The 22110-nt window shown below is 69.5% G+C and carries 24 protein-coding genes; 12 read left to right on the forward strand and 12 right to left on the reverse strand.

From position 1 onward, the window contains the following. Positions 1–2: 2 nt before the first annotated feature. A complete protein-coding gene (locus ACIO3S_RS01605; RefSeq protein WP_400458734.1) occupies positions 3–1241 on the forward strand; it encodes an NAD(P)-binding domain-containing protein in 1239 nt (412 codons plus the stop codon). Here the strand turns inward: ACIO3S_RS01605 and ACIO3S_RS01610 are convergent. Further along, positions 1238–1999, reverse strand: coding sequence for a TetR/AcrR family transcriptional regulator (locus tag ACIO3S_RS01610; protein WP_400458735.1), 762 nt, complete (start codon positions 1997–1999; stop codon positions 1238–1240). The genes ACIO3S_RS01605 and ACIO3S_RS01610 overlap by 4 nt on opposite strands. 108 nt (positions 2000–2107) lie before the next feature. On the opposite strand from ACIO3S_RS01610, the gene ACIO3S_RS01615 reads away from it, so the two are divergent. From ACIO3S_RS01615 to ACIO3S_RS01625, 3 genes are read left to right on the forward strand one after another with little or no spacing between them, the layout of a single operon-like run. Then, positions 2108–2563: a nitroreductase/quinone reductase family protein gene (locus tag ACIO3S_RS01615; protein ID WP_400458738.1), complete on the forward strand. Its 456-nt coding sequence runs from the start codon at positions 2108–2110 to the stop codon at positions 2561–2563. After that, positions 2560–3522 (forward strand): ATP-binding cassette domain-containing protein, encoded by a 963-nt coding sequence (locus tag ACIO3S_RS01620; protein ID WP_400458739.1) that lies wholly within the window; start codon positions 2560–2562, stop codon positions 3520–3522. The genes ACIO3S_RS01615 and ACIO3S_RS01620 overlap by 4 nt, the downstream gene beginning before the upstream one ends. Next, a complete protein-coding gene (locus tag ACIO3S_RS01625) occupies positions 3519–4319 on the forward strand; it encodes an ABC transporter permease (protein WP_400458741.1) in 801 nt (266 codons plus the stop codon). Before ACIO3S_RS01620 ends, ACIO3S_RS01625 begins: the two co-directional genes overlap by 4 nt. Positions 4320–4382: 63 nt before the next feature. Here ACIO3S_RS01625 and ACIO3S_RS01630 read toward each other — a convergent pair whose 3' ends face one another. Continuing rightward, on the reverse strand, positions 4383–4859 hold the full coding sequence (locus ACIO3S_RS01630) for an aromatic ring-opening dioxygenase LigA (protein ID WP_400458743.1): 477 nt from the start codon (positions 4857–4859) through the stop codon (positions 4383–4385). 173 nt (positions 4860–5032) lie between these two features. Between ACIO3S_RS01630 and ACIO3S_RS01635 the strand changes: the two genes are divergently transcribed. Continuing rightward, the gene (locus ACIO3S_RS01635; protein WP_400458745.1) at positions 5033–5503 is read left to right on the forward strand and encodes a DUF6069 family protein; all 471 of its coding nucleotides are present in this window, start codon (positions 5033–5035) and stop codon (positions 5501–5503) included. Positions 5504–5517: 14 nt separating this feature from the next. Here the strand turns inward: ACIO3S_RS01635 and ACIO3S_RS01640 are convergent, their stop codons facing one another. From ACIO3S_RS01640 to ACIO3S_RS01660, 5 genes are all read right to left on the reverse strand, one after another. Then, positions 5518–6198: a class I SAM-dependent methyltransferase gene (locus ACIO3S_RS01640; RefSeq protein ID WP_400458746.1), complete on the reverse strand. Its 681-nt coding sequence runs from the start codon at positions 6196–6198 to the stop codon at positions 5518–5520. A gap of 56 nt (positions 6199–6254) precedes the next feature. Beyond that, entirely contained in the window at positions 6255–7208 is a 954-nt protein-coding gene (locus ACIO3S_RS01645; protein ID WP_400458747.1) for a type IV toxin-antitoxin system AbiEi family antitoxin domain-containing protein, read from the reverse strand. A gap of 162 nt (positions 7209–7370) precedes the next feature. Continuing rightward, positions 7371–10616, reverse strand: coding sequence for an isoleucine--tRNA ligase (gene ileS, locus ACIO3S_RS01650; RefSeq protein WP_400458749.1), 3246 nt, complete (start codon positions 10614–10616; stop codon positions 7371–7373). Between the two features lie 281 nt (positions 10617–10897). Beyond that, the gene (locus ACIO3S_RS01655; RefSeq protein WP_400458751.1) at positions 10898–11359 is read right to left on the reverse strand and encodes a GNAT family N-acetyltransferase; all 462 of its coding nucleotides are present in this window, start codon (positions 11357–11359) and stop codon (positions 10898–10900) included. A gap of 54 nt (positions 11360–11413) precedes the next feature. Further along, positions 11414–11998, reverse strand: coding sequence for a GNAT family N-acetyltransferase (locus ACIO3S_RS01660; RefSeq protein WP_400458753.1), 585 nt, complete (start codon positions 11996–11998; stop codon positions 11414–11416). Between ACIO3S_RS01660 and ACIO3S_RS01665 the strand changes: the two genes are divergently transcribed. From ACIO3S_RS01665 to ACIO3S_RS01680, 4 genes are all read left to right on the forward strand, one after another. Beyond that, positions 11997–12767, forward strand: coding sequence for an enoyl-CoA hydratase/isomerase family protein (locus ACIO3S_RS01665; RefSeq protein ID WP_400458754.1), 771 nt, complete (start codon positions 11997–11999; stop codon positions 12765–12767). The two genes, ACIO3S_RS01660 and ACIO3S_RS01665, sit on opposite strands and share 2 nt — an antisense overlap. Positions 12768–12808: 41 nt before the next feature. Continuing rightward, positions 12809–13378 (forward strand): DinB family protein, encoded by a 570-nt coding sequence (locus ACIO3S_RS01670; protein WP_400458756.1) that lies wholly within the window; start codon positions 12809–12811, stop codon positions 13376–13378. A gap of 90 nt (positions 13379–13468) precedes the next feature. Continuing rightward, complete coding sequence (locus ACIO3S_RS01675; RefSeq protein WP_400458758.1) at positions 13469–15649, forward strand: carbon starvation CstA family protein; 2181 nt, start codon at positions 13469–13471, stop codon at positions 15647–15649. Next, positions 15646–15843: a YbdD/YjiX family protein gene (locus ACIO3S_RS01680; RefSeq protein WP_400458760.1), complete on the forward strand. Its 198-nt coding sequence runs from the start codon at positions 15646–15648 to the stop codon at positions 15841–15843. Before ACIO3S_RS01675 ends, ACIO3S_RS01680 begins: the two co-directional genes overlap by 4 nt. Positions 15844–15847: 4 nt before the next feature. Here the strand turns inward: ACIO3S_RS01680 and ACIO3S_RS01685 are convergent, their stop codons facing one another. After that, positions 15848–16138, reverse strand: coding sequence for a hypothetical protein (locus tag ACIO3S_RS01685; protein WP_400458762.1), 291 nt, complete (start codon positions 16136–16138; stop codon positions 15848–15850). A gap of 151 nt (positions 16139–16289) precedes the next feature. Here ACIO3S_RS01685 and dapD point away from each other — a divergent pair, with 151 nt between their 5' ends. Both dapD and ACIO3S_RS01695 read left to right on the forward strand, forming a co-directional pair. Next, positions 16290–17219, forward strand: coding sequence for a 2,3,4,5-tetrahydropyridine-2,6-dicarboxylate N-succinyltransferase (dapD, locus tag ACIO3S_RS01690; RefSeq protein ID WP_400458764.1), 930 nt, complete (start codon positions 16290–16292; stop codon positions 17217–17219). 26 nt (positions 17220–17245) lie between these two features. After that, on the forward strand, positions 17246–18094 hold the full coding sequence (locus ACIO3S_RS01695; protein WP_160024787.1) for a hypothetical protein: 849 nt from the start codon (positions 17246–17248) through the stop codon (positions 18092–18094). Positions 18095–18217: 123 nt separating this feature from the next. Here the strand turns inward: ACIO3S_RS01695 and ACIO3S_RS01700 are convergent, their stop codons facing one another. Genes ACIO3S_RS01700 through fdxA form a run of 3 tightly spaced genes read right to left on the reverse strand, consistent with a single transcriptional unit; the run spans position 18218 to position 20716 of the window. Next, positions 18218–19249 carry a hypothetical protein gene (locus ACIO3S_RS01700; RefSeq protein WP_400458765.1) on the reverse strand — a complete coding sequence of 344 codons (1032 nt, stop codon included), beginning with the start codon at positions 19247–19249 and terminating at the stop codon, positions 18218–18220. Between the two features lie 37 nt (positions 19250–19286). Then, on the reverse strand, positions 19287–20393 hold the full coding sequence (dapC, locus tag ACIO3S_RS01705) for a succinyldiaminopimelate transaminase (RefSeq protein WP_350720716.1): 1107 nt from the start codon (positions 20391–20393) through the stop codon (positions 19287–19289). Next, positions 20393–20716, reverse strand: coding sequence for a ferredoxin (gene fdxA, locus ACIO3S_RS01710; protein ID WP_008358813.1), 324 nt, complete (start codon positions 20714–20716; stop codon positions 20393–20395). The genes dapC and fdxA overlap by 1 nt, the downstream gene beginning before the upstream one ends. A gap of 79 nt (positions 20717–20795) precedes the next feature. Here fdxA and ACIO3S_RS01715 point away from each other — a divergent pair, with 79 nt between their 5' ends. Further along, a complete protein-coding gene (locus tag ACIO3S_RS01715) occupies positions 20796–21686 on the forward strand; it encodes a GNAT family N-acetyltransferase (protein ID WP_400458767.1) in 891 nt (296 codons plus the stop codon). A 4-nt stretch (positions 21687–21690) separates the two neighbouring features. Here the strand turns inward: ACIO3S_RS01715 and ACIO3S_RS01720 are convergent, their stop codons facing one another. Beyond that, positions 21691–22080 (reverse strand): VOC family protein, encoded by a 390-nt coding sequence (locus ACIO3S_RS01720; protein ID WP_400458768.1) that lies wholly within the window; start codon positions 22078–22080, stop codon positions 21691–21693. Positions 22081–22110: the final 30 nt, after the last annotated feature.

The following is a 22110-nucleotide window of genomic DNA, read 5'->3' on the forward strand; positions in this document are numbered from 1 at the left end:
GGATGAGTGCCTCGTCTCGCCGCACCACCGTCGCGGTGATCGGGGCGGGGCACAGCGGCCTCGCAGTGAGCCACCGGCTCAGCGCCGAAGGGATCGACCATGTCGTCCTCGAGCGCGGGCAGGTCGCTCACTCGTGGCGCACCCAGCGCTGGGACTCGCTCCGCCTGCTGACCCCGGGCTGGATGAACCGGCTTCCCGGGCTCGCCGACCCGCTGCTCGGCCCCGCCGAGGCCGACGAGTTCCTCACCGCCGCCCAGGTCGCCTCGCTGGTCACCGGCTATGCCGGCGTGATCGCGGCGCCGGTGCACGAGAACGTCGAGGTCCGCCGCCTCTCCCCCAGCCGGAGCGGCTTTCTGGTCGAGACCTCCGCGGGTCCGTGGTCGGTGGAGCAGGTCGTGCTCGCCACCGGATCCGTACGCGGCGTCGTGCCCGCCCCCGCCGCCGAGCTCCCACGCGGACTGCCGTCGGTGCACGCCATCGACTACCGGCGCCCCTCGCAGCTCCCGCCCGGCGGCGTGCTGGTGGTCGGGGCGGCAGCCAGCGGCGTACAGATCGCGGCGGAGCTGCAGGCATCGGGTCGCCAGGTCACCCTCGCGGTCGGCGAGCACGTTCGGGTGCCGCGCCGCTACCGCGGGCGCGACATCTTCGCCTGGATCGAGGAGGCCGGCATCCTCGACGAGCGCTGGGACGAGCTCGACGACATCACTCGCGCCCGACGGCTCTCCTCCTTCCAGCTCGTCGGCGGCACCACCACGCTCGACCTCAACACACTGCAGGACGCCGGCGTACGCGTTGTCGGCAAGCTGGCCGCACTGCGCGACGGCGAGGCGCTCTTCTCGGGCTCGCTGACCAACACGGCGGCTCTTGCCGACCTCAAAGCCAACCGACTGCTCAACGGCATCGACCATGCCTTCGGCGGCTCCGGCGAGCGGCTCGAGCCGACCCGCGTGCCCGAACCGCTGCTGTCGCTCTCGCTGACCTCGGGCGAGATCGGCTCCGTCGTCTGGGCGACCGGCATCAAGCCCGACCACCGCTTCCTCGACGCCGACGTCTTCGACCACAAGGCTGCGATCCGCCACGACGGCGGCGTCACCGACCTGCCTGGCCTCTACGTCACCGGGCTCCCGGTGCTGCGGCGCCGGCGCTCGACGTACATCGACGGCGCTCGCGACGACTCCGCCGACCTGGTGGCCCACCTGTCGCAGCAGCTCGCCGACCCTGCCCGCCGCAGCGTCGGCTAACGGCCCGCGTGCGCGAGCACCCCGTCGATGATCCGGGCCAGCCCGTAGTCGAGCTCGCGGGCGGGGTCGGTGGCCGCCTGGTAGGCCTCGCCGGCGGCGGTGCCGACCCGGTTGGCCAGCGGATAGTGGCTGCCCGCCATGACCTCGCTCAGCGTGTCGTAGTTGGCCTCCCACCACTCTGCCTCGGTCATCCCGGTGACCTGCTCGGCGCGGCGCTTCATGAGCTCGCTGCGGACGATGTTGCCCGCGAAGCCGACCAGCACGGCGACCGTCTGGTCCATCTCCAGGTCCGAGAGCCCGAGACCGTCGACGGCCTGTAGCTGCCACTCGTAGCGGTCGCTCATGTTGGGACCCAGCCAGGGGCGTACGTCCTGCACTTCGAGCAGCCACGGATGGGCCCGGAGCTCGTCGTGGGTGAGGTGGGCGACCAGCTCGAGGCGCTTGCGCGGATCCTCCGGCAGCTCCGGCAGCTCGGCGCGGCCGGTCACCTGGTCGGCCATGAGGACCAGCAGCGCGTCCCGGTTGGGCACGTAGGAGTAGAGCGTCATCGTCCCCAGACCGAAGCGCTGGGCGATCGCGCGCATCGTGACGGCGGCCAGACCCTCGGCGTCGGCGAGGTCGATCGCGGCGTCGACGATCTCGTCGACGCTCACCTTCTGCTTCGGGCCGCGCTTGGTCTTCGGCTCCTCGCGCGCACCCGCCCGATGGCGCCACAGCAGGCGCAGGGAGGGATCCGACTGGTCTGGCTGGTCCGGCACGTCGCTCATCGTAACCTCATCCGAAATAATTTCGTACGTCGTACGGAACAAATGCTACAGTCACTCCGTTGACATCTTCGTACAACGTACGAAATTGGAGGAACGTGTATGCCGAACGACGCGAAGCCGGTCCCGCCGCGCTGGCTCAAGCCGATGAACAAGGTCTTCATGACCCTGTCGAAGACCGGGCTCGGGATGAAGGAGCTGCCGGTGCTCACCGTGCCGGGCCGCGCGAGCGGCAAACCCCGCAGCACCCCGCTCTCGGTCCTGGACCTGGACGGACGCCGCTATCTGCTCGAGGGCTTTCCGGGAGCCGACTGGGCCCGCAACGTACGTGCCGCCGCCGGTCGAGCGACTCTCCGGATCGGCAAGGCCACCGAGGAGGTGCGTCTTGTGGAGGTGGAGCGCGAGGAGGCGCTGACCGTGCTCCGCGCCTGGCCGGAGCGGATGACGGACGGCGCGAAGATCATGCTCGACGCCGGCGTGGTCACGGCGGTGACACCGGAGGCGTTCGAGGCGGTCGCCGGCCGCTGCGGCGTGTTCCGGATCGAGGTGGGCCGATGACCTCGAGTCCTCTGTCCGCACGCGGCGTGCGCAAGCGCTACCGCGACACCCAGTCGCTCGACGGTCTCGACCTCGAGGTCGCCGCCGGCACCGTGCACGCGCTGCTGGGGCCCAACGGCGCCGGCAAGTCGACCGCGGTGAACGTCTTCGCGACCCTGACCCGGCCCGACACCGGTGAGGTGCGCGTCGGCGGCCACGATGCCGTACGCCACCCCGCCCGGGTCCGCTCCACGATCGGCCTGGTCGGGCAGAGCGCCGCGCTCGACGAGGCACTTCACGGCCGGGAGAACCTGGTGATGTTCGGCCGTCTGCACGGCCTCTCGAAGCCCGATGCCGTACGCCGCGCCGGGGAGCTCCTCGACGCGTTCGGCCTCACCGAGGCCGGCGACCGGAAGGTCTCGGGATACTCCGGCGGGATGCGGCGGCGCCTCGACATCGCCGCCGGCCTGGTCACCCGTCCGCGGATCCTCTTCCTCGACGAGCCGACCACCGGGCTGGACCCGCGCGGCCGTCACGAGGTCTGGGAGATGGTGCGGCAGGTGGTCGCCGACGGGACGACGGTGCTGCTGACCACGCAGTACCTGGACGAGGCCGACCAGCTCGCCGGCATGGTCACCGTGCTCGGCGCGGGCCGGGTGATCGCCGAGGGCACCCCGTCGGCACTCAAGAGCGATCTGGGCGGCGACCGGGTGATCATCACCGCGACCGGCCCGGACGACCTCGCCCGGATGGCCGGCGTCCTCGGCTCCGCCGCCGTCGTCGACCCCGACCGACACGAGGTCACCGTCGAGGCGGGCACGGCGGGCGGCGGTGCCGCGGTCGTGGAGGTCGTACGCACTCTCGACTCCGCCGGCATCGCCGTCGACGACGTGCTGCTGCGCCGACCGACCCTGGACGAGGTGTTCCTCCACCTGACCACCCCCGGCCACGTACCCGATCCTGAAGGAGCCGCCCGATGACCGCCATCGCCTCCACCCTGCGACAGACCGTGACGCAGACCTGGGTGATCACGCTCCGCGACCTCAAGCACTGGCAGCGCGAGCCGTGGGGACCGGTCTTCGGGATCCTGTTCGCGATCATGATGCTGCTGATCTTCGGCTACCTGTTCGGCGGCGCGATCGAGATGCCGGGCGGCGGGTCGTACCTGCCCTATCTGCTGCCCGGTGTGCTCGCGCTGACGATGATGTTCGGCATCGACGGCACCATGGCCGTGGTCACCGAGGACACCAAGCGCGGCGTCACCAACCGGTTCCGGTCCCTGCCGATGAGCGGTCTCGCGGTGCCGCTGGGGCGGGCGATCGCCGACCTGGGCAACTCGGCGGTCCAGCTGGGCGTCCTCATGCTCGGCGGGCTGCTGATCGGGTGGCGGATCGAGGGCTCCTTCCTCGAGGCGGTCGCCGCGGTCGGGCTCCTCCTCTGGCTGCGGCTGGCGATGCTGTGGCTGGGCATCTTCCTCGGCCTGACCCTGCGGATGGAGGGTGCGCTGACGATGGTGCAGGTGCTGGTGTGGCCGCTGGGGTTCTGCTCGAGCCTGTTCGTCTCGCCCGAGACGATGCCCGGATGGCTCGGTTTCCTGGCCGCCTGGAACCCGGTCTCGGCGACCGCCACCGCCTGCCGCGACCTCTTCGGCAACCCGACCGGGATCACCTCCGGCGTGCTCGCCGACCACGCCACCCTGTTGGCGCTCGCCTGGCCGGCCGTCCTGCTGGCGATCTTCGTCCCGCTCTCCGTCCGCGCGTTCCGGCGCCTGGGCTGAGAACGGGAGAACGGGCCCGGGAAGGCGATGCCTTCCCGGGCCCGTTGGCGAATGGGTGGGGGGTCAGGCGGTGGCCGGCTCGAGGCCGTCGGTCTCGTCCTCGGCCTTCTCCTTCACCGGCGCGAAGGCCCGGGTCAGCGACCCGAGTGCGAAGGCGACGAAGAGCAGGACGACGCCCAGGCCCGCGACCAGCGCCGAGAGGCCGAAGGCGGTCACCGCGGTCAGCAGGGAGGCGCGTACGAACGACGACTCCGCGGCGACTGCGCGGATCGGGTCCTCCTGGTCGAGCTCGGCGTACGTCTTGCCCTTGGTGATCCCGAGGGCGTGCTTCTCGACGGTGGCCGCCTGGGCGTAGGCCGAGAACGGGCCGTCGACGTTGTCTCCGGCGAGGAAGGAGGCGTCGTCGGCGACGGTGATCTCCTGCGCCTTCAGCTGGGTGTGGGCCATGTAGTAGGTGGCAGCGCCACTGGCGATGAACAGGAGGCCGAACAGCCCGATCAGGGGGCTCAGCAGCTTCGCGATCCGAGGTTTGCGGGTCATGCCGACCAAGGCTCACTTGGTTTACGTTTGAATCATAGACATGACGGGTGTGATCTTCGTCGTGCAGAACTTTTTTCGCGGAACCTGTCGGATCGGTGTCGAGCCGTTCGTGGAGTGAGTGAGAAGCGGCCGTACGGACCGCGACAAACCACCACCGGACGAGAGGCACCATCATGAGCACCAGCACCTACACCCAGGCCACGACCACCTCCCGCGGTCAGTTCGCTGCGCGGATGCCGGTCTGGCTCGTCAGCGTCACCGCCGTCCTTGTCGGCGCCCTGGTCACCGGCGTCTACGAGTTCATCGCCCGCGCGGTCGGCGTGCCGTTCAACGTCGCGTTGCCCGGCACCGGAGTCGATCCCGCCGCGATCCCCGCGACCGGACTCGCTTGGGCCGCCGCCGAGCTCGGCCTGATCGGCATCATCATCGCCGTCTGCCTGGCCCGCTTCGCCAAGCGTCCGCGCTCGACCTGGAAGCGCACCGCCTGGACCCTGACGGCGCTCTCGTGCGTCCCCAGCCTGATCGCGGTCACCGACTCCTACGCCACCAACATCATGCTGGTGATCTCCCACCTCATCGCCGCGGTAGTGATCGTCCCCGTCATCGCCGCCCGGCTGGCGGAGCGCAACCCGCGCCGCGCCTGAGGTGTCAGCGGACGTCAGCCCGGTGGTCGGCGAGCGATGATCAGCTCGCCGACACCGGGCATCGGCGTCGTCTCGACCATGAACCCGGCGTTGGCCAGGTCGGCGAAGAGCGCCGGCCTGGGATGGGTTCGGTAGTACATGACGAACTTCGGCCGCCACACCGCGTTGCGCACCCGCATCACCAGGTCGAAGCCGGAGAGCAGCCAGTACGCCGGATGGGTCGGCCCCGGCGCCCGACTCACCGGCAGCGCGAACACCCCGCCCGGCCTCAGCGCCCGATGGATGCCGTCGAAGAGCTCCGGCCGCTCCTCCGGCAGGAAGTGCCCCAGCGCCCCGAAGCTCACCACCAGGTCGTACGCAGCCTCGAACGGCAGCGCGCGAGCATCCGCCCGCACCAGGTCGGCGTCGGGGTGCGCCACCCTGGCCTGCTCGAGCATCCCCACGCTGAAGTCGACCCCCGTCGGCCGCTCCGCGGTCGCCTCCGCGAGCATCTCCAGCCCCGCCCCGGTGCCGGTGCACACGTCGAGCCCTCGCTCGAACGGCCCGTACTCCCGCAGCGCTGTGATCGTCGCGGCCAGCATCCAGTCCGGCGTCCGGAACGGCGTCGCGTCGAACTTCGGCGCCAGCAGGTCGTAGCCGCGCTCCACCGACGACAACGCCTGGATCGCCAGCTCACGAAACGTCGGCCCCTGCACGCGACAAACCTAGCCCGACCTAGGAGGGTAGGAGCCGGATATGGGCTACAGCCCTCCTAGGTTCCTAGCTGGCAGTCGTCGCCGCAGGGGGTCGGGCGCTCCTTCCAGCCGTTTCTCGCCAGGATTCTGGCGATCCTCGTCGCTGTGCGACATGGCGTCCCGTAGATCTGCCGCCAGCGCAGTCTGGCCGTCATGCGGTTCGCCAGGGCGAGGTCGTCGAGGTCCCTGTCGGCGTCGTTTCCCTGGTCGTCCCATGAGTCGTGACCGATACGACCGTCAAGCTCGACCACCAGCCCGTACGCCTCGTAGTCGATGTCGCGGAACTGGTTGCCGCCCGATGTGCGTCTGAGCGCTTGGCGAGTGCCGAGCGGAAGCCCGTGGGCGCGTTCCACCTTGGCGAGGTAGCCGTGCTCGAGGACCGAGTCGGCTCCTGTCGCGAGATCGTTGAGCACATCCGCAATCCAGGCACGTCGGCGGAGCCTCGGAAACCGGTTCAGCGCCATGCGTATTTCGCCGACGCTCACGCCGCGGCGCCCGATGCCGCGACCGAGCACCCCGATCACATCGATCTCGTCGTTGGCCTCGCCGGCCATCAGCAGAAGGTTGTCCTCAAGCCGCAACCGAGGCAGGACATCGGGGAACATGTGGTCGGCGAGGTCGACCATGCGATGAAGAACGATCCCCGGCTGTGGGTCGACCCGGCGCTGCTGGTCGATGGCGACATGGATCGGATCGCTCTCCCGCTGCGTCCCTGGCGCCGCCAACGTGGGCCCGCAGATCGCCGACCTGCCGGCGTAGAGGATCGCCGCCCAGCTGCGCTGCTCGAACGTCAGCGGGCCGGTGTGGTTCACATAGACACGTGGGTGCACGCGGCGCAGCTCGTTGTGGCGTACGGCGCTCCTGATGTCCGACTTCGTCCAGCCGGACTCGGTCAGCTGGGCGCGCGAGACCAGCCCTGCCTGCAGTTGCAGGAGGGTCGAGTACCACTCGAGGTCGGCAACAGCACCCACACCGATGACGCTAACGGTGCCCACCGACACCGTTCGCTCAGAAACCTAGGAGGGCTGGAGCCGATATATGGCCCCGGCCCTCCTAGGTTGTGCCGCTGCGGATCTCGACCCGCTTCGTCTCTTCGCGTTGCGACCCTGCTCCTTCGTCGCAGGGTCGCAGGCTCAGACCTTGGTGACCGCGATCTGGGCCTTTTCACCGTCGCCCAGGTCGACCGGGTTGCCCTCGAGCGAGTCGACGACGTCGTACGTCGTGGCGAGGGTCTCGCGGGAGATGAGGTCGGCATGGGTGGTGGCTGCCTGGCGTACGGTCTCGGAGCCGGTCACCGAGAGGGTGATGCGGTCCTCGACGTTGAGGCCGGAGTCCTTGCGGGCCTGCTGGACGGCGCGGATCAGGTCGCGGGCGAGGCCCTCGGCGGCGAGCTCGGGGGTGACGACCGTGTCCAGGACGATGAAACCGCTGGGCAGCATCGAGACGGCGATGTCGTCGGAGGCGGCACCGGCGACGGTCTCCAGGGTGTACTCACCCTCGACCAGCGCCAGGCCACCGGCGACGACCTCGCCGGACTCGGAGACCGACCAGTCACCGGACTTGGAGCCCTTGATGGCCTTCTGGACGTCCTTGCCCAACCGCGGACCGGCGGCACGGGCGTTGACGGCGAGCCGCTGCTCGATGCCGTAGGTGCCGGCCTCCTCCGAGTCGGCGGCGAGCAGCCGTACGGACTTGACGTTGACCTCGTCGGCGACGATCTCCTCGAAGCCGGCGATGTCGGCACCGACGACCGTCAGGCCACCGAGCGGAAGGCGGTTGCGGAGCTTGCGCGCCTTGCGCAGGGCGGAGGTCGAGGAGCAGACCGTGCGCACCGCGTCCATCCGGGCGACCAGGTCGGCGTCGGCCGGCAGATCCTCGACGACCGGGTAGTCGGCCAGGTGCACCGAGCGGCCACCGGTGAGACCACGCCAGATCTCCTCAGTGGTCAGCGGCAGCAGCGGCGCGACCAGACGGGTCACCGTCTCCAGCACCGTGTAGAGGGTGTCGAAGGCGGCCTTGTCCTCGTTCCAGAACCGCTCCCGGCTCCGCCGGATGTACCAGTTCGTGAGCACATCGATGAACCGCTGGGTCGCCTCGCAGGCCTCGGCGACGTAGTAGTCGTCCATCGCCGAGGTCATCTCGGCGACGTAGTCGCGCAGCTTGGCGAGGACGTAGCGGTCCAGCGGGTCCTCGGACGCCGTCGAGCCGGTGGTCTCCAGGTCGGCCGCGTTGGCGTAGAGCTGGAAGAAGTACCAGCTGTTCCACAGCGGGATCATCACCTGGCGTACGGAGTCCCGGATGCCCTGCTCGGTGACGACCAGGTTGCCGCCGCGAAGGATGGGCGAGGACATCAGGAACCAGCGCATCGCGTCGGCGCCGTCGCGGTCGAAGACCTCGTTGACGTCCGGGTAGTTGCGAAGCGACTTGGACATCTTCTGGCCGTCGGAGCCCAGCACGATGCCGTGGCTGATGCAGCTCGAGAACGCCGGGCGGTCGAAGAGCGCGGTCGCCAGGATGTGCAGGGTGTAGAACCAGCCGCGGGTCTGGCCGATGTACTCGACGATGAAGTCGCCCGGGAAGTGGTGCTGGAACCACTCCTCGTTCTCGAACGGAACATGGTTCTGGGCGAACGACATCGACCCGGAGTCGAACCAGACGTCGAGGACGTCGGAGACCCGGCGCATCATCGACTTGCCCGTCGGGTCGTCCGGGTTGGGACGGACCAGGTCGTCGACGTACGGCCGGTGCAGGTCGGGATTGCCCTCGGCGTCCTTCGGCAGGGTGCCGAAGTCGCGCTCCAGCTCCGCGAACGAGCCGTATACGTCCAGGCGTGGGTAGGCCGGGTCGTCGGACTTCCACACCGGCACCGGCGAGCCCCAGAAGCGGTTGCGGGTGATCGACCAGTCGCGGGCGTTCTCCAGCCACTTGCCGAACTGGCCGTCCTGGATGTGCTCGGGCACCCAGCGGATCTGCTGATTGAGCTCGAGCATCCGGTCCTTGATCTTGGTGACCTCGACGAACCAGCTCGAGACGCCCTTGTAGATCAGCGGCTGACGGCAGCGCCAGCAGTGCGGGTAGGAGTGGTTGTAGGACTCGCGCCGCAGCAGGATCGTGCCCGCGGTCACCGATCCCCCGGTCTCGCCGCGGGTGACCGCCTTGAGGTGGTCGATGATCTGCAGGTTGGCGTCGAAGACCTGGACACCGGCGTAGTCGACCACCGGCGCGGTGAAGCGTCCGTCCTTGCCGACCGGCATGACCGCCTCGATGTTCTCGCGGTCGGTCACCTCCTTGTCGACCTCACCGAACGCACCGGCGGTGTGGACGACCCCGGTGCCGTCCGTGGTGGTGACGGCGTCGTCGGCGGCCACGATCCGGAAGGCGTTCTGGTGACCGGCGTAGTAGGAGAACGGCGGCTGGTAGGTGCGGCCGAGCAGCTCGGCTCCCTTGTATCGTCCGAGGATCGTCGGCTCGTCGGCGTCGCCCTCCTTATCGGGCAGAGCGAGCTCCTTCTGGTACGCCGCGAGGCGAGCCTCCGCGAGGAGGTACTTGGCCGTCTTGTCGGTGCCCGGGACCGGGCCCTCGACCACGACGTAGTCGATCTCGGAGCCGACCATGACGGCGAGGTTGGACGGCAGGGTCCAGGGCGTGGTGGTCCAGATCAGGATGTGGGCGTTGTCGAGGACCTCGTCCTCACCGGTGGCATCGAGCGCGTAGCCGACGGTGACCGCGGGGTCCTGGCGGTCCTTGTAGACGTCGTCGTCCATCCGCAGCTCATGGTTGGACAGTGGGGTCTCGTCCTGCCAGCAGTAGGGCAGGACGCGGAAGCCCTCGTAGACCAGGCCCTTGTCGTAGAGCGTCTTGAACGCCCAGATCACCGACTCCATGTAGTCGGGGTTGAGGGTCTTGTAGTCGTTGTCGAAGTCCACCCAGCGCGCCTGGCGGGTGACGTAGTCGCGCCACTCGCCGGTGTACTTCAGCACCGAGGCACGGCTGGCCGCGTTGAACTTGTCGATGCCCATCTCGACGATCTCGTCGGTGGTCTTCAGGCCGAGCTGGCGCATCGCCTCGAGTTCGGCGGGCAGGCCGTGGGTGTCCCACCCGAAGCGCCGCTCGACGCGCTTGCCGCGCATCGTCTGGTAGCGCGGGACGATGTCCTTCACGTAGCCGGTCAGCAGGTGGCCGTAGTGCGGCAGGCCGTTGGCGAACGGCGGGCCGTCGTAGAAGACGAACTCGTTCTCGCCGTTCTCGCCGGCATCACGGTTGTCGATGCTCGCCTGGAAGGTCCCGTCCTTCTTCCAGTAATCGAGAATCTGCGTCTCGATCTCCGGGAAGCGTGGGCTGGCCGGGACTGTGGCTGAGTTGACCTTCGGATAGGCCATCGACGCATCTCCTGCTGGGTGGTAGTGGGCTTGTCTTCACCACAGGGACGATCTTTTCGACCGCGGTACCACCCTGCTTGCCCTGGTCGGCCACGCTCCACCGGTGGTTGAGCTTGTCGAAACCAGGGCCACTCATTCTCGGCTATGACGGGCCACTCCCGCCGGGTTCTACTTGCCTTCGATCCACCTGGAGGCTTTCTTCCCGGGGCTCGCCGCTGATGACGGCTCAAACGCCTGTAAGGAAGAGAGTACGCCGCCCGGCGCCCGCCACGCGAACCCGATTACACCGCGCGCCACATCCGCACGTGCGGACCGATCTCCGGGTCGTCCCACGGCTCGCCGATCTCGACGAACCCGGCCCTCTTGTAGAACGGCACCTCCGGCGTACGTGCGTTGCACCAGACCAGCCCACCGCCTCTGGCCGCGACATGGTCCAGCGCGGCCCGCAGCACCTCGGCTCCGACACCCTTGCCGCGCCACCCGTCCGCCGTCGCCATCCCCCGGATCCGCCACCCCTTCCCGGGGTGTTCGGCCAGGTCAGGGCATGCTTCCGGGAAGAGCCCGACGCACCCGATCAGACTCCCGTCCACATCCACCGCCGCGTACGTGGCGACCTCGGGACCGTCATCCCCGGGCACTCTCGCTGCCTCCGGCGGCCCTCCGTTGCGCAACACCTTCGCCCGCAGCCCATAGGTGTCCTCGACGGGAACCCGCCTGACCGTGAATCGCTCGTCCGAGATCACGCGATGACCCTAGCCGCGCTTCCTATGACAGAGGGTCCGACCTCGTGAACAGATTCACGAGGTCGGACCCTCTGTCCCAGGCGGGATTGAGACCGTTCGCCACATACGCACGTTCGGCCCGAACTCTTGGTCCACCCACGGCTCACCGAGCTGCTCGAATCCCGCACGCGCGAAGAGGCGTTGACCGGACGTCGTCGCGTTGCACCACACCAGGCCCGGGCCGCGATCTGCGGCATGGGCGATCGCCGCGCTCACGACGGCGGCGCCCACGCCTCGGCCTCGCCACTCGGGCGCCGTCGCTACCCTCCGGACGCGCCACCCCTGGCCCTGGTGATCGGGCAGATCAGGGCACCGTTCCGGGAACAATCCAGCACACCCGACCACGACACCGTCGACATCCCGAGCAGCGAAAGTGATCACGCCAGGATGGTCGTCACCGGCCACCTTCGCAGCCTCGGGAGGTGCACCTCCGTGGAGCACCGCCGCTCGCAGCGGGTAGGTGTCAGAGGCTGGGATCGGGGCGACGGTGAACTCGGATGGTGATGCCACGGAGCGACGATAACGACGCGCGACGACGGCAGAGGAGAATTCACCCGCCCGGCCTGAAAGCCACCTCGGCACCTGGCAGGATGCGCGCATGAGCCTGATTCGCTACGAGTACGCCGACGGTTGCGCGCGCATCACGATGACCAACCCGGACCGGGGCAACGTCTTCACGCCCGAGGCGGGCGCGGAGATGCTGGCGGCGATCCTGCGCGCGAAGGCAGACTCGGCGCGGGTGATCGTGCTGGCGGCGGAGGGGAAGTACTTCTCCGTCGGGGGTGACCTGGCCGGGTTTGCCGCCGCCGACGACCTGGGGCCGTTCATCCTCGAGCTCGCCGAGGGCGCCAACCGGATCATCACCGAGCTCGTCCGCTGCGACGCGATCGTGGTCAGCGCCGTCCAGGGCACCGCCGCAGGGGTCGGGTTCCCGCTGGCGGCGGCCGCCGACATCGTGATCGCCGCCGACAAGGCGAAGTTCAGCCTCGCGTACGCCAAGGTCGGGCTGTCGGTCGACGGCGGCGGGTCGCTCCTCGTGCACACCCTGGGCCTGCACCGGGTGCTCCGGCTGACCCTGCTGGGGGACATGCTCTCCGCGACCGAGGCGCTCGAGGCCGGACTGGTCGCCCGCGTCGTATCGGCCGAGGAGCTCGCCGCCGCGGTCGACGAGGTCGTCGCGACCCTCCTCGCCGGCTCCCCCGAGGCGCTGGCGAGCACCAAGCACCTGATCCGCGACGTCGCCGACCCCAACCCCGAGTCGAGGCTGCGCCGCGAGGCGCAGTCGATCTCCGCGCTCGGGGGCTCGGCCTCCGGCCGCGAGGGCATCAACGCGTTCCTGGAGAAGCGGCCGCCCAGCTTCTCCGGCTGAAATCATTGGCCGAAAGGCGCTCGTTCCGCAAGGGTGAGCCCATGAGCAGTGATCAGCGACAGGTGGGCTTCGACGGAATCTGGCTTCCCGAGGGCGAGGATCCACGCCACCAGGACCAGCAGGCCGTCGGAGAGCTGGCGACGTACCGGGACTACCTGCGCCATTACCGGCTCACCCTCGAGCTCAAGTGCCAGGACCTCGGTCCGGAGGACCTGGCCAAGCAGAGCGTGCCGCCGAGCGACCTGAGCCTGCTCGGGCTGATCCGGCACATGGCGCGGGTCGAGCACGGCTGGTTCGAGCGCGTACTCAAGGAGAACCTCGAGATCCCCCGCCTCGACGCCGACGACCCCACTGGTGGGTTCCACAAGGTGGAGCCGACCCAGGAGTCGGTCGACGAGGCGTTCGCGAGCTGGCGTGAGCAGGTCGCGGCGGCCGACGAGTGGCTCGACTCGATCGACGACACGATGCTCGGCGAGACCCGTGACCTCGGCCGCGACGACGAGTCGACCAGCATCCGCGACATCCTGGTCCACATGATCGAGGAGTACGCCCGCCACGCGGGTCACGCCGACCTGCTGCGCGAGGTCATCGACGGGCGTACCGGGCAGTAGCCCCTCCCCCGCCCACCAGGCGGTTTCCTGAGACTAGGCTGAGACAGCGGTCACAACGACCGTTACCGCGCGCTGAATCAGAGGGAGACCATGTCGACGTCGACCGCCAACCCCACCAGCCCGGGCCCACGGACCGGGCCCAACGTGAAGTCTGTTGTCATCTGGAGCGCCGTCGCTGTCGTCGGCGCCGTCTGCTGGGCCGTGCTCGCCCTGTCCCGAGGCGAGGAGGTCTCGGCGCTGTGGATCCTGTTCGCCGCGCTGGCCTCGTACGCGATCGCCTACCGGTTCTACTCGAAGTTCATCGCCAACAAGGTGCTGAAGGTCGACGACACCCGGGCCACCCCGGCCGAGCGGCTGGAGAACGGGCAGGACTTCGACGTCACCGACCGGCGCGTGCTCTTCGGGCACCACTTCGCCGCGATCGCCGGCGCCGGCCCACTGGTCGGCCCGGTGCTGGCCGCGCAGATGGGTTACCTGCCCGGCACGATCTGGATCATCGTCGGCGTCATCTTCGCCGGGGCCGTGCAGGACATGGTCGTGATGTTCTTCTCGATGCGCCGCGACGGCAAGAGCCTCGGTCAGATGGTGCGCGAGGAGATCGGCACCGTCGCCGGCGTGGCCGCGCTGATCGCCGTCTTCGCGATCATGATCATCATCCTGGCGGTGCTCGCGCTGGTCGTCGTCAATGCGCTCGCGGAGTCGCCGTGGGGTGTCTTCTCGATCGGCCTCACCATCCCGATCGCGCTCTTCATGGGCTTCTACCTGCGCTACCTGCGTCCCGGCCGCGTCAGCGAGGTGACCGTCATCGGCGTCGCGCTGCTGCTGCTGGCCATCATCGGCGGTGGGTACGTCGAGGAGATGGGCCTGGCAAACGCCCTCACCCTCTCCCACGAGACGCTGGTGATCTGCCTGGTCGTCTACGGTTTCATCGCCTCGATCCTCCCGGTGTGGATGCTGCTCACCCCGCGTGACTACCTCTCCACCTTCATGAAGGTGGGCGTCATCGTGCTGCTGGCCGTCGGCCTGATCCTCGCCGCTCCGGTGCTGCAGAACGAGGCCGTCACCGACTTCGCCACCAACGGCGAGGGTCCGGTCTTCGCCGGCAAGCTGTTCCCGTTCGTCTTCATCACCATCGCCTGCGGCGCCCTCTCCGGCTTCCACGCGCTCATCTCGTCCGGCACCACGCCGAAGATGGTCGCCAAGGAGAGCCACGTCCGGATGATCGGCTACGGCGGCATGCTGATGGAGTCGTTCGTGGCGATCTCGGCCCTCATCGCGGCCTCGGTCATCGACCAGGGCATCTACTTCTCGATGAACGCCGCCGCCGGCGCGACCGGAGGCACCCCGGAGACCGCGGCCGCCTTCGTCAACGGGCTCGGTTTCACGATCACCCCGGCCGAGCTCGAGGCAGCCGCGGCCAGCGTGGAGGAGACGATCATCTCCCGCACCGGTGGCGCCCCGACCCTGGCGTTCGGGATGTCGCTGATCTTCAGCGAGGCGTTCGGTGGCGGCCTGGCCGCCTTCTGGTACCACTTCGCGATCATGTTCGAGGCGCTCTTCATCCTGACCGCCGTCGACGCCGGCACCCGCGTGGGCCGGTTCATGCTCCAGGACACGATCGGCAACGTCTGGAAGCGCTACGCCGACACCTCCTGGCGGCCGGCGGCCTGGTCGGCCTCCGCGTTGGTCGTACTGGCCTGGGGCTACATGCTCTGGATCGGCGTCGGTGACCCGCTCGGCGGGATCAACCAGCTGTTCCCGCTCTTCGGCATCGCCAACCAGCTGCTCGCCGCCGTCGCCCTGACCCTGGCCACGGTGCTGATGTTCAAGCACGGTCTGGCCAAGTTCGCGTGGGTGCCTGGCATCCCGCTGGTCTGGGACCTCATCGTCACCATGACGGCGAGCTGGCAGAAGGTGTTCAGCGACAACCCCGCGATCGGCTACTTCGCCCAGGCCTCTGCCGCGCGCGAGGCACGCGACGCCGGTGAGCTCTACGGGGTTGCGAAGACCCCCGGGGACGTCGATCAGATCATCTACAACTCGACCCAGAGCGGCATCTTGCAGGCAGCGTTCGCCGTGCTGGTGATCGTGATCGTCGCCGGTGCCGCGGTGACTGTGGTCAAGGCGATCCGCGCCGGCGGTTCGCTGCCGACCACCGAGGTCCCGAAGGTCGAGTCGAAGATCGTCGCGCCCTCTGACTTCTTCGCCACCAAGGAGGAGAAGGAAGCCGTACGCGAGTGGGAGGCGTCCCAGAAGACGCCGGTCTCATGAGTCTGCTCGCCGAGCGTGTCTCCGATCGCTTCTCCGGCGCCTGGCGGCTGCTCCGCCAGGCGACCGGGGAGGCGAAGTGGGACGAGTACGTCACCCGGTGCGAGCGCGAGGGCGTCGAGCCGATGAGCCGGCGCGCGTTCGAACGCCACCGGGCCGACGAGAAGGAGCACAACCCGCAGGCGCGCTGCTGCTAGCGGTCTAGCGGGGGCTGTCGTCGGCGAAGGCGGCGTCGAGCCAGGCGTAGACCTGCGAGTCACCTCGGGTGACAAGCAGGACCACCTGCTTCTCGGCGTCGCTCACCGGCTTGCCGTTGATCCAGCTGCGGACGATGTCGGAGGCGGCGCGGCGGACGACCTCCACACCCTTCGCCATCGCCCACTCCGGCGCCGGGTGCCCCTTGCTGGTCGCCACCCCGGGGATCTCCAGGGTCCAGGTGCCGTCGTCGGCCTGGAGGAGCTGGGGCATCGGCGGCGCGCTCTTCTTACTCACGCGACCACCTCCGTAGCGCAAGCGCCAGAATACGGACGCGGTCGCGTGTTGTTTTGTCGGTTCACTCGCTGACGCTCGCTCACCACCACATGTTCGCACGTCGAGACCGTCGATAAGGGACCGCTCAGGCTCGGCCACTAGACTGCGCCCCGTGACGAATGCAGCTTGGGGCTTCGGCCTCGTGACGTACGCCGCCGACAACTCTGTGCTCGACGTGTGGTTCCCCGCGCCGCAGCTGGGCGAGAAGCCCGCCGACGCGACGGCGCCGGCCGAGCTGACCGCGCTCGAGGGCGCCGACGAGGTGCGTCAGGTCACCCAGCGGGTCGCCCTCGTCGAGGTCAAGGACCTCGACACGGCGCCCGAGACCACCGAGGACGTCTGGCTGCGGCTCCACCTCCTCTCCCACCGCCTCGTGCAGCCGCACGGGCAGAACCTCGACGGCATCTTCGGCCTGCTCACCAACGTGGTGTGGACCAGCGCCGGCCCGTGCGCCGTCGAGGACTTCGAGCTGACCCGCGCCCGGCTGCGTGCCGCGGGCCAGCACGTGACCGTCTACGGCGTGGACAAGTTCCCGCGGATGGTCGACTACGTCGTCCCGAGCGGCATCCGGATCGGTGACGCCGACCGCGTCCGCCTCGGCGCCCACCTGGCCTCCGGCACCACCGTGATGCACGAGGGCTTCGTCAACTTCAACGCCGGCACCCTGGGCGCCTCGATGGTCGAGGGCCGGATCTCCGGCGGTGTCGTCGTCGGCGACGGCTCCGACGTCGGTGGCGGCGCATCGATCATGGGCACCCTCTCCGGTGGCGGCAAGGCCGTCATCTCCATCGGCCAGCGCTGCCTGCTCGGTGCCAACTCCGGTATCGGCATCTCTCTGGGCGACGACGCCGTCGTCGAGGCCGGGTGCTACGTGACGTACGGAACCAAGGTCACGCTTCCCGACGGCACCGTGACGAAGGCCGGCGAGCTCTCCGGCGCCTCCAACATCCTCTTCCGCCGCAACTCCGTCAGCGGCGCCATCGAGGCAGTTCCGTGGAAGGGCGAGGGCATCGAGCTCAACGCCGCTCTCCACGCCAACTGACACTCACCGAAGAGCAGAGTGCCGATTTGAAGAAGCTTCTCACCGCCGTGGTGGTGCTCAGCGTGATCGCCGGCGGCATCTACTGGGTCGTCCAGGCCGCGACGGACAAGCTGGACTCGATCTTGCCCGACCTGCAGCAGTGCACGGCGGTCGCGGGCGAGTACGAGGCGCGCTTCGACCCCGAGCAGATGGGCAATGCCGCCGTGATCACGGCGCTCGGGCTCAAGCGCGGCCTGCCCGCCCGGGCGGCCACGATCGCGATCGCGACCGCGATCCAGGAGTCGAAGCTCTACAACATCAGCCACGGTGACCGGGACTCGCTCGGCCTCTTCCAGCAGCGCCCGTCGATGGGCTGGGGCACCGAGGAGCAGGTCCAGGACCCCGTCTACGCCACCAACAAGTTCTACGACGCGCTGGTGAAGATCGAGGGCTACGAGGACATGGTGGTCACGGAGGCGGCGCAGGAGGTGCAGCGCTCGGCCTACCCCGAGGCGTACGCCGACCACGAGGGCGAGGGCCGCGCGATCGCCTCCGCGATCAGCGGCTACTCCCCCGCCGCGCTGACCTGCCGGATCGACGAGCCCGAGGCCGGCTCCGGAAAGCCCCAGGCGACCAAGACCGAGGTCAACCAGCTGCTCGGCCAGATGGTCGGCCGCGCCCGGGTCGACGGCAGCACGGTGGTCATCCCCGTCGACGCCGGCGAGACCGGCCAGCGCAACGGCTGGGCCGTCGCCCACTACGTACTCGCCCGGGCCAGCGAGTTCGGCGCCACCTCCATCGCCTACGACGGCCGCACCTGGTCCGCCGGCAAGGACGAGGAGTGGGCCGACACCCCCAAGGTCACCAGCGACCAGATCGTCGTCACCCTCGCCTGACCCCACCCGCCGAGGCGTCACCCCCGTCGGTCGAGGCGTCACCCCGGTCGGACGAGATGGCATCTGGGTGCCCACTCGGCCGACGCGAGCGACCTCTCGGCCGACGTACGTGACGCCTCGGCGTCAGTCGGCTACGTCGACGTGGACGTGGTCGCGGTGCTCGAGGATGGCTTGGTCGCCGCCGCGGGGCGGAACCTCGTAGTCGCGCCAGCCGGCGCCGGAGCGGAACTTGGTCCAGATGCGGTCGTCGTAGATGACGGTCTCGATGTCGAGGCGGTCGGCGTTGGCGACGAGGTACTGCGCCAGGGACCAGCCCCTGATGTTGTTGCGGGCGTTGACGGGCCGGAAGAAGTAGTCGACCGCGCGGCCCTCGTAGTGGGCCGAGCCGACCATGTGTCCGGTCGTCACCCCGCCGGGCTGGAAGCCGCCTTCGGGGAGGCCCCCGTAGACATTGCGTACGTCCTCGCGCAGCGCCTCCGCACGCGAGGTGAGCCCGGCGCCGCTGAGCCTGTCCGGGACCTCCTCGGAACCGCCCTTGACGACGCAGGAGAATGCCTCAGGCGTGTTGCCGGTCAGCGCCGAGGCCAGGGCCCGTGCCTCGGGCTCGGCGTCGCGGTAGCCGTCACGCGAGCCGTCGCTGATCTGCTGGGCGACGCCCGGGACGGACCGCTGGCGATAGTCGGCGACCCCGGAGAGCCGGTCGTAGAGGCCGGCCGCCTTCGCCGGATCCCGCTCGAGCGAGTGGTCGGCGAGCTCGACCGCCAGTACGACGGAGGCCGCGCGGGCGGGCAGGCCGCGGCGTACGGCCTGGGCGGCGATCGCCGAGGCACGTTCGGCCTGCTCGGAGGAGAGGTCGTAGGTCTCGCCCTCGGAGGTGACGGTGCAGGCCTCGCGGGCGAGGACCGGGATGCCGCCGACCCCGACACCGAGGAGCCGCAGGCCCGCGAAGACCAGGGCGACGGCGATCACGACGCCGAGGACGATGAGGTGCTTGCGTACCGGCCGCAGCTGTTTGCGGGCTTCCCGCGCGGACTTCCGCAGCGCCTCGCGCGCCGGCTCGGGGAGTCTCGGCCCGTGAGGGCCCGGCGCAGGAGGGCGCGGACCCGGGGGCGGGATGGTCGGCGGGCCCGTCGGGGTCCCCGGCTGTGCGCTCACTCCACCAATCTTCACGTATGGGGCAAACCCCGCCCGGCTACGCCGAGAGGCGGGCGACGGCCGCGTCGACGCGCTCGTCGGTGGCGGTGAAGGCGATGCGTACGTGCTGGCTGCCGGCGCGACCGTAGAAGACGCCGGGAGCGGCGAGGATGCCGCGCTCGGCGAGCCACTCGACAGTGGCCCAGCAGTCCTCGTCGCGGGTCGACCACAGGTAGAGCGAGGCCTCGGAGTGGTCGATGCGGAAGCCGGCCGACTCCAGCGCCGCCTTGAGCTTGGTGCGCCGGGCGGCGTAGCGGGCGTGCTGCTCCTTGGCGTGCTGGTCGTCGCCGAGCGCGGTCACCATGGCGGCCTGCTGCGGGCCCGGCATCATCAGGCCGAGGTTCTTGCGGACCGCGAGGAGCTCGCCGAGGACCGAGGCGTCACCGGCGACGAAGGCCTCACGGTAGCCCGCGAGGTTGGAGCGCTTGGAGAGCGAGTGGACGGCGAGGATGCCCTCGTAGGAGCCACCGCAGACGTCGGGGTGCAGCACCGAGATCGGTTCCACGTCCCAGGCGCACTCGATGTAGCACTCGTCGGAGATCAGCAGCGTGCCGCGCTCGCGCGCCCACTCGACCGTCTTGCGCAGGTGCTCGACCGGGAGCACCCGGCCGCTCGGGTTGGAGGGCGAGTTGATCCACAGGATCTTCGGCGCCTTCGGGCCCAGCGCGACCAGCGAGTCGGTGGCGACGGTGTCGGCGCCGACGAGAGCCGCGGAGACCTCGTAGGTCGGGTAGGCGAGCTCCGGGTAGGCGATCAGGTCACCCTGCCCGACGCCGAGATGCAGCGGCAGCGAGCCGATCAGCTCCTTGGAGCCGATCACCGGCAGCACGTTGTCCAGCCCGAGGCCGTCGACGCCGTGGTTGCGGGCGAGCCAGTCGATCGCGGCCTGACGCACCGCGGGTGTGCCGATCGTGGTCGGGTACCCCGGCGAGTCCGCAGCAGCAGCAAGGGCCTTCTGCACCACCACGGGAGTCGGGTCGACCGGAGTCCCGATCGAGAGGTCTACCAGCCCGTCAGCGTGCGCGGACGCCTTCTCCTTGAACGGAGCGAGCTTGTCCCAGGGGAAGTCAGGCAGCCGCTGCGAGACCGGGATCGAGGCCGGCATCAGTCCTGGTTCTGCGGGGGCAGCGCGGCGACGAACGGGTGGTCCTTGTCGATCTCACCCATGCGGGCGGCACCACCGGGCGAACCGAGGTCGTCGAAGAACTTGACGTTGGCGTCGTAGTACTCCTTCCACTCCTCCGGGGTGTCGTCCTCGTAGAAGATCGCCTCGGGCGGGCACACCGGCTCGCAGGCGCCGCAGTCGACACACTCGTCGGGGTGGATGTAGAGCATCCGCTTGCCTTCGTAGATGCAGTCCACCGGACATTCGTCGACGCAAGCCTTGTCCTTCACGTCAACACAGGGCTGGGCGATGACGTACGTCATTCGGTGCTCTCCTAGCGGGGGTATCACGAAAGTCAGAGGGGCGATGCTGGCCCTTCAGGGGACAGCCTAGTATCCCCACGTGCCTTCTCATCTCCTGGGACCACATGTCGTCGGCAAGCGGATCGTGATCCGCCGCCTCGTCCCCGGCGAGACCGGCCCCACCGGCGGCCCCGCCTTCACCGACATCCTCGGAATCTGTACGTCCTGGGCCGACGGCACCGCGGTCATCGAGCGCGAGTCCGGGGAGCAGGTGAGCGTGCCCGTCGCCGAGATCGTCTCCGGCAAACCGGTGCCGCCGCGGCCGAACGTACGCCTGCGAATCGGGGTGCGCGAGGCCGAGCTGCTCAGCGCCGCGATCTTCCCCGGCACCACCTCGGAGGCGTTGGGCGAGTGGGTGCTCTTCGACCACGAGATCTCGGTCCGCCGACGGCCCAACTCGGCGCTGGCGATCGGCGACCCCGGTGTCGACCTGGAGGCGGCGATCGATCGGGTCGAGGGCTTCTACCGGACCCGCCACAAGCGACCCAGGGTGAAGATCGAGGTCGGCTCCGCGGCCGAGGAGGCCGTGCTCGCGCGCGGCTGGGCCGAGGACGTGACTGTCGAGTTCCAGCTCGCCGGGCTCGCCGCCACCCGGCGCCTGCTGCCGCCGCCCGTCGAGGACGCCCACGTCGAGACCGTGGGCGAGAGCGGCGCCCAGGTGCTGATCACTCTCGGCGACACCGCCCGGATCATGGGCACGATGGAACGCGACTGGCTGGCCATCCACGACCTCGAGGTCGCCGAGGCACACCGCCGCCATGGCCTCGCCGGCAAAGCCCTCGCCACCCTGCTCGAATGGGGCGCCGAACGCGGTGCCCGCGCCGCCTGGCTGCACGTCGAGACCACCAACGCCCCCGGCCTCGCCCTCTACGAAGGCCTCGGCTTCACCGAGCACCACCGCTGCCGCTACTACGCCTCGCCCACTCCGTAGCGCGTCATCCCGACAGCAGGTCCCACAGGTTCCCGAAGGGGTCCCTGAAGACCTGGAGGGTGCCGTAGGGCTCCTCGCGCACCGGCCCGACGAGCTCGATCCCGGCAGCGACCAGCTTCTCGTACGCCACCCCGAAGTCGTCCACGCGGAGGAAGAACGTGACCCGGCCACCGGTCTGGTCACCGACCCTCGCAACCTGCGCCGGACCGTCGGCCCGGGCGAGCAGGAAGCCGGTGCCGCCGCCCGGCGGGCGGACGACCACCCATCGCTTCGGGCGGCCGTCATTCGTCGTCGCGGGGGCGTCCTCGGTCACTTCGAAGCCGAGGACGTCGCGGAAGAAGCCCACCGCCTCGTCGTAGTCGGGCACGACGAATGTCACCAGATCCAGATGCATCCTGATCCTCCTCAGTGGGTCACGACCATG

The organism is Nocardioides sp. NPDC087217 (assembly GCF_044744805.1).
Taxonomy (GTDB): domain Bacteria; phylum Actinomycetota; class Actinomycetes; order Propionibacteriales; family Nocardioidaceae; genus Nocardioides.

Excerpts from the sequence above, each read along its gene's own strand:
- ACIO3S_RS01605 (WP_400458734.1), top strand. The coding sequence starts at position 3 with ATGAGTGCCTCGTCTCGCCGCACCACCGTCGCGGTGATCGGGGCGGGG.
- ACIO3S_RS01615 (WP_400458738.1), top strand. The coding sequence starts at position 2,108 with ATGCCGAACGACGCGAAGCCGGTCCCGCCGCGCTGGCTCAAGCCGATG.
- ACIO3S_RS01620 (WP_400458739.1), top strand. The coding sequence starts at position 2,560 with ATGACCTCGAGTCCTCTGTCCGCACGCGGCGTGCGCAAGCGCTACCGC.
- ACIO3S_RS01625 (WP_400458741.1), top strand. The coding sequence starts at position 3,519 with ATGACCGCCATCGCCTCCACCCTGCGACAGACCGTGACGCAGACCTGG.
- ACIO3S_RS01630 (WP_400458743.1), bottom strand. The coding sequence starts at position 4,859 with ATGACCCGCAAACCTCGGATCGCGAAGCTGCTGAGCCCCCTGATCGGG.
- ACIO3S_RS01635 (WP_400458745.1), top strand. The coding sequence starts at position 5,033 with ATGAGCACCAGCACCTACACCCAGGCCACGACCACCTCCCGCGGTCAG.
- ileS (WP_400458749.1), bottom strand. The coding sequence starts at position 10,616 with ATGGCCTATCCGAAGGTCAACTCAGCCACAGTCCCGGCCAGCCCACGC.
- ACIO3S_RS01665 (WP_400458754.1), top strand. The coding sequence starts at position 11,997 with ATGAGCCTGATTCGCTACGAGTACGCCGACGGTTGCGCGCGCATCACG.
- ACIO3S_RS01660 (WP_400458753.1), bottom strand. The coding sequence starts at position 11,998 with ATGCGCGCATCCTGCCAGGTGCCGAGGTGGCTTTCAGGCCGGGCGGGT.
- ACIO3S_RS01670 (WP_400458756.1), top strand. The coding sequence starts at position 12,809 with ATGAGCAGTGATCAGCGACAGGTGGGCTTCGACGGAATCTGGCTTCCC.
- ACIO3S_RS01675 (WP_400458758.1), top strand. The coding sequence starts at position 13,469 with ATGTCGACGTCGACCGCCAACCCCACCAGCCCGGGCCCACGGACCGGG.
- ACIO3S_RS01680 (WP_400458760.1), top strand. The coding sequence starts at position 15,646 with ATGAGTCTGCTCGCCGAGCGTGTCTCCGATCGCTTCTCCGGCGCCTGG.
- dapC (WP_350720716.1), bottom strand. The coding sequence starts at position 20,393 with ATGCCGGCCTCGATCCCGGTCTCGCAGCGGCTGCCTGACTTCCCCTGG.
- fdxA (WP_008358813.1), bottom strand. The coding sequence starts at position 20,716 with ATGACGTACGTCATCGCCCAGCCCTGTGTTGACGTGAAGGACAAGGCT.
- ACIO3S_RS01720 (WP_400458768.1), bottom strand. The coding sequence starts at position 22,080 with ATGCATCTGGATCTGGTGACATTCGTCGTGCCCGACTACGACGAGGCG.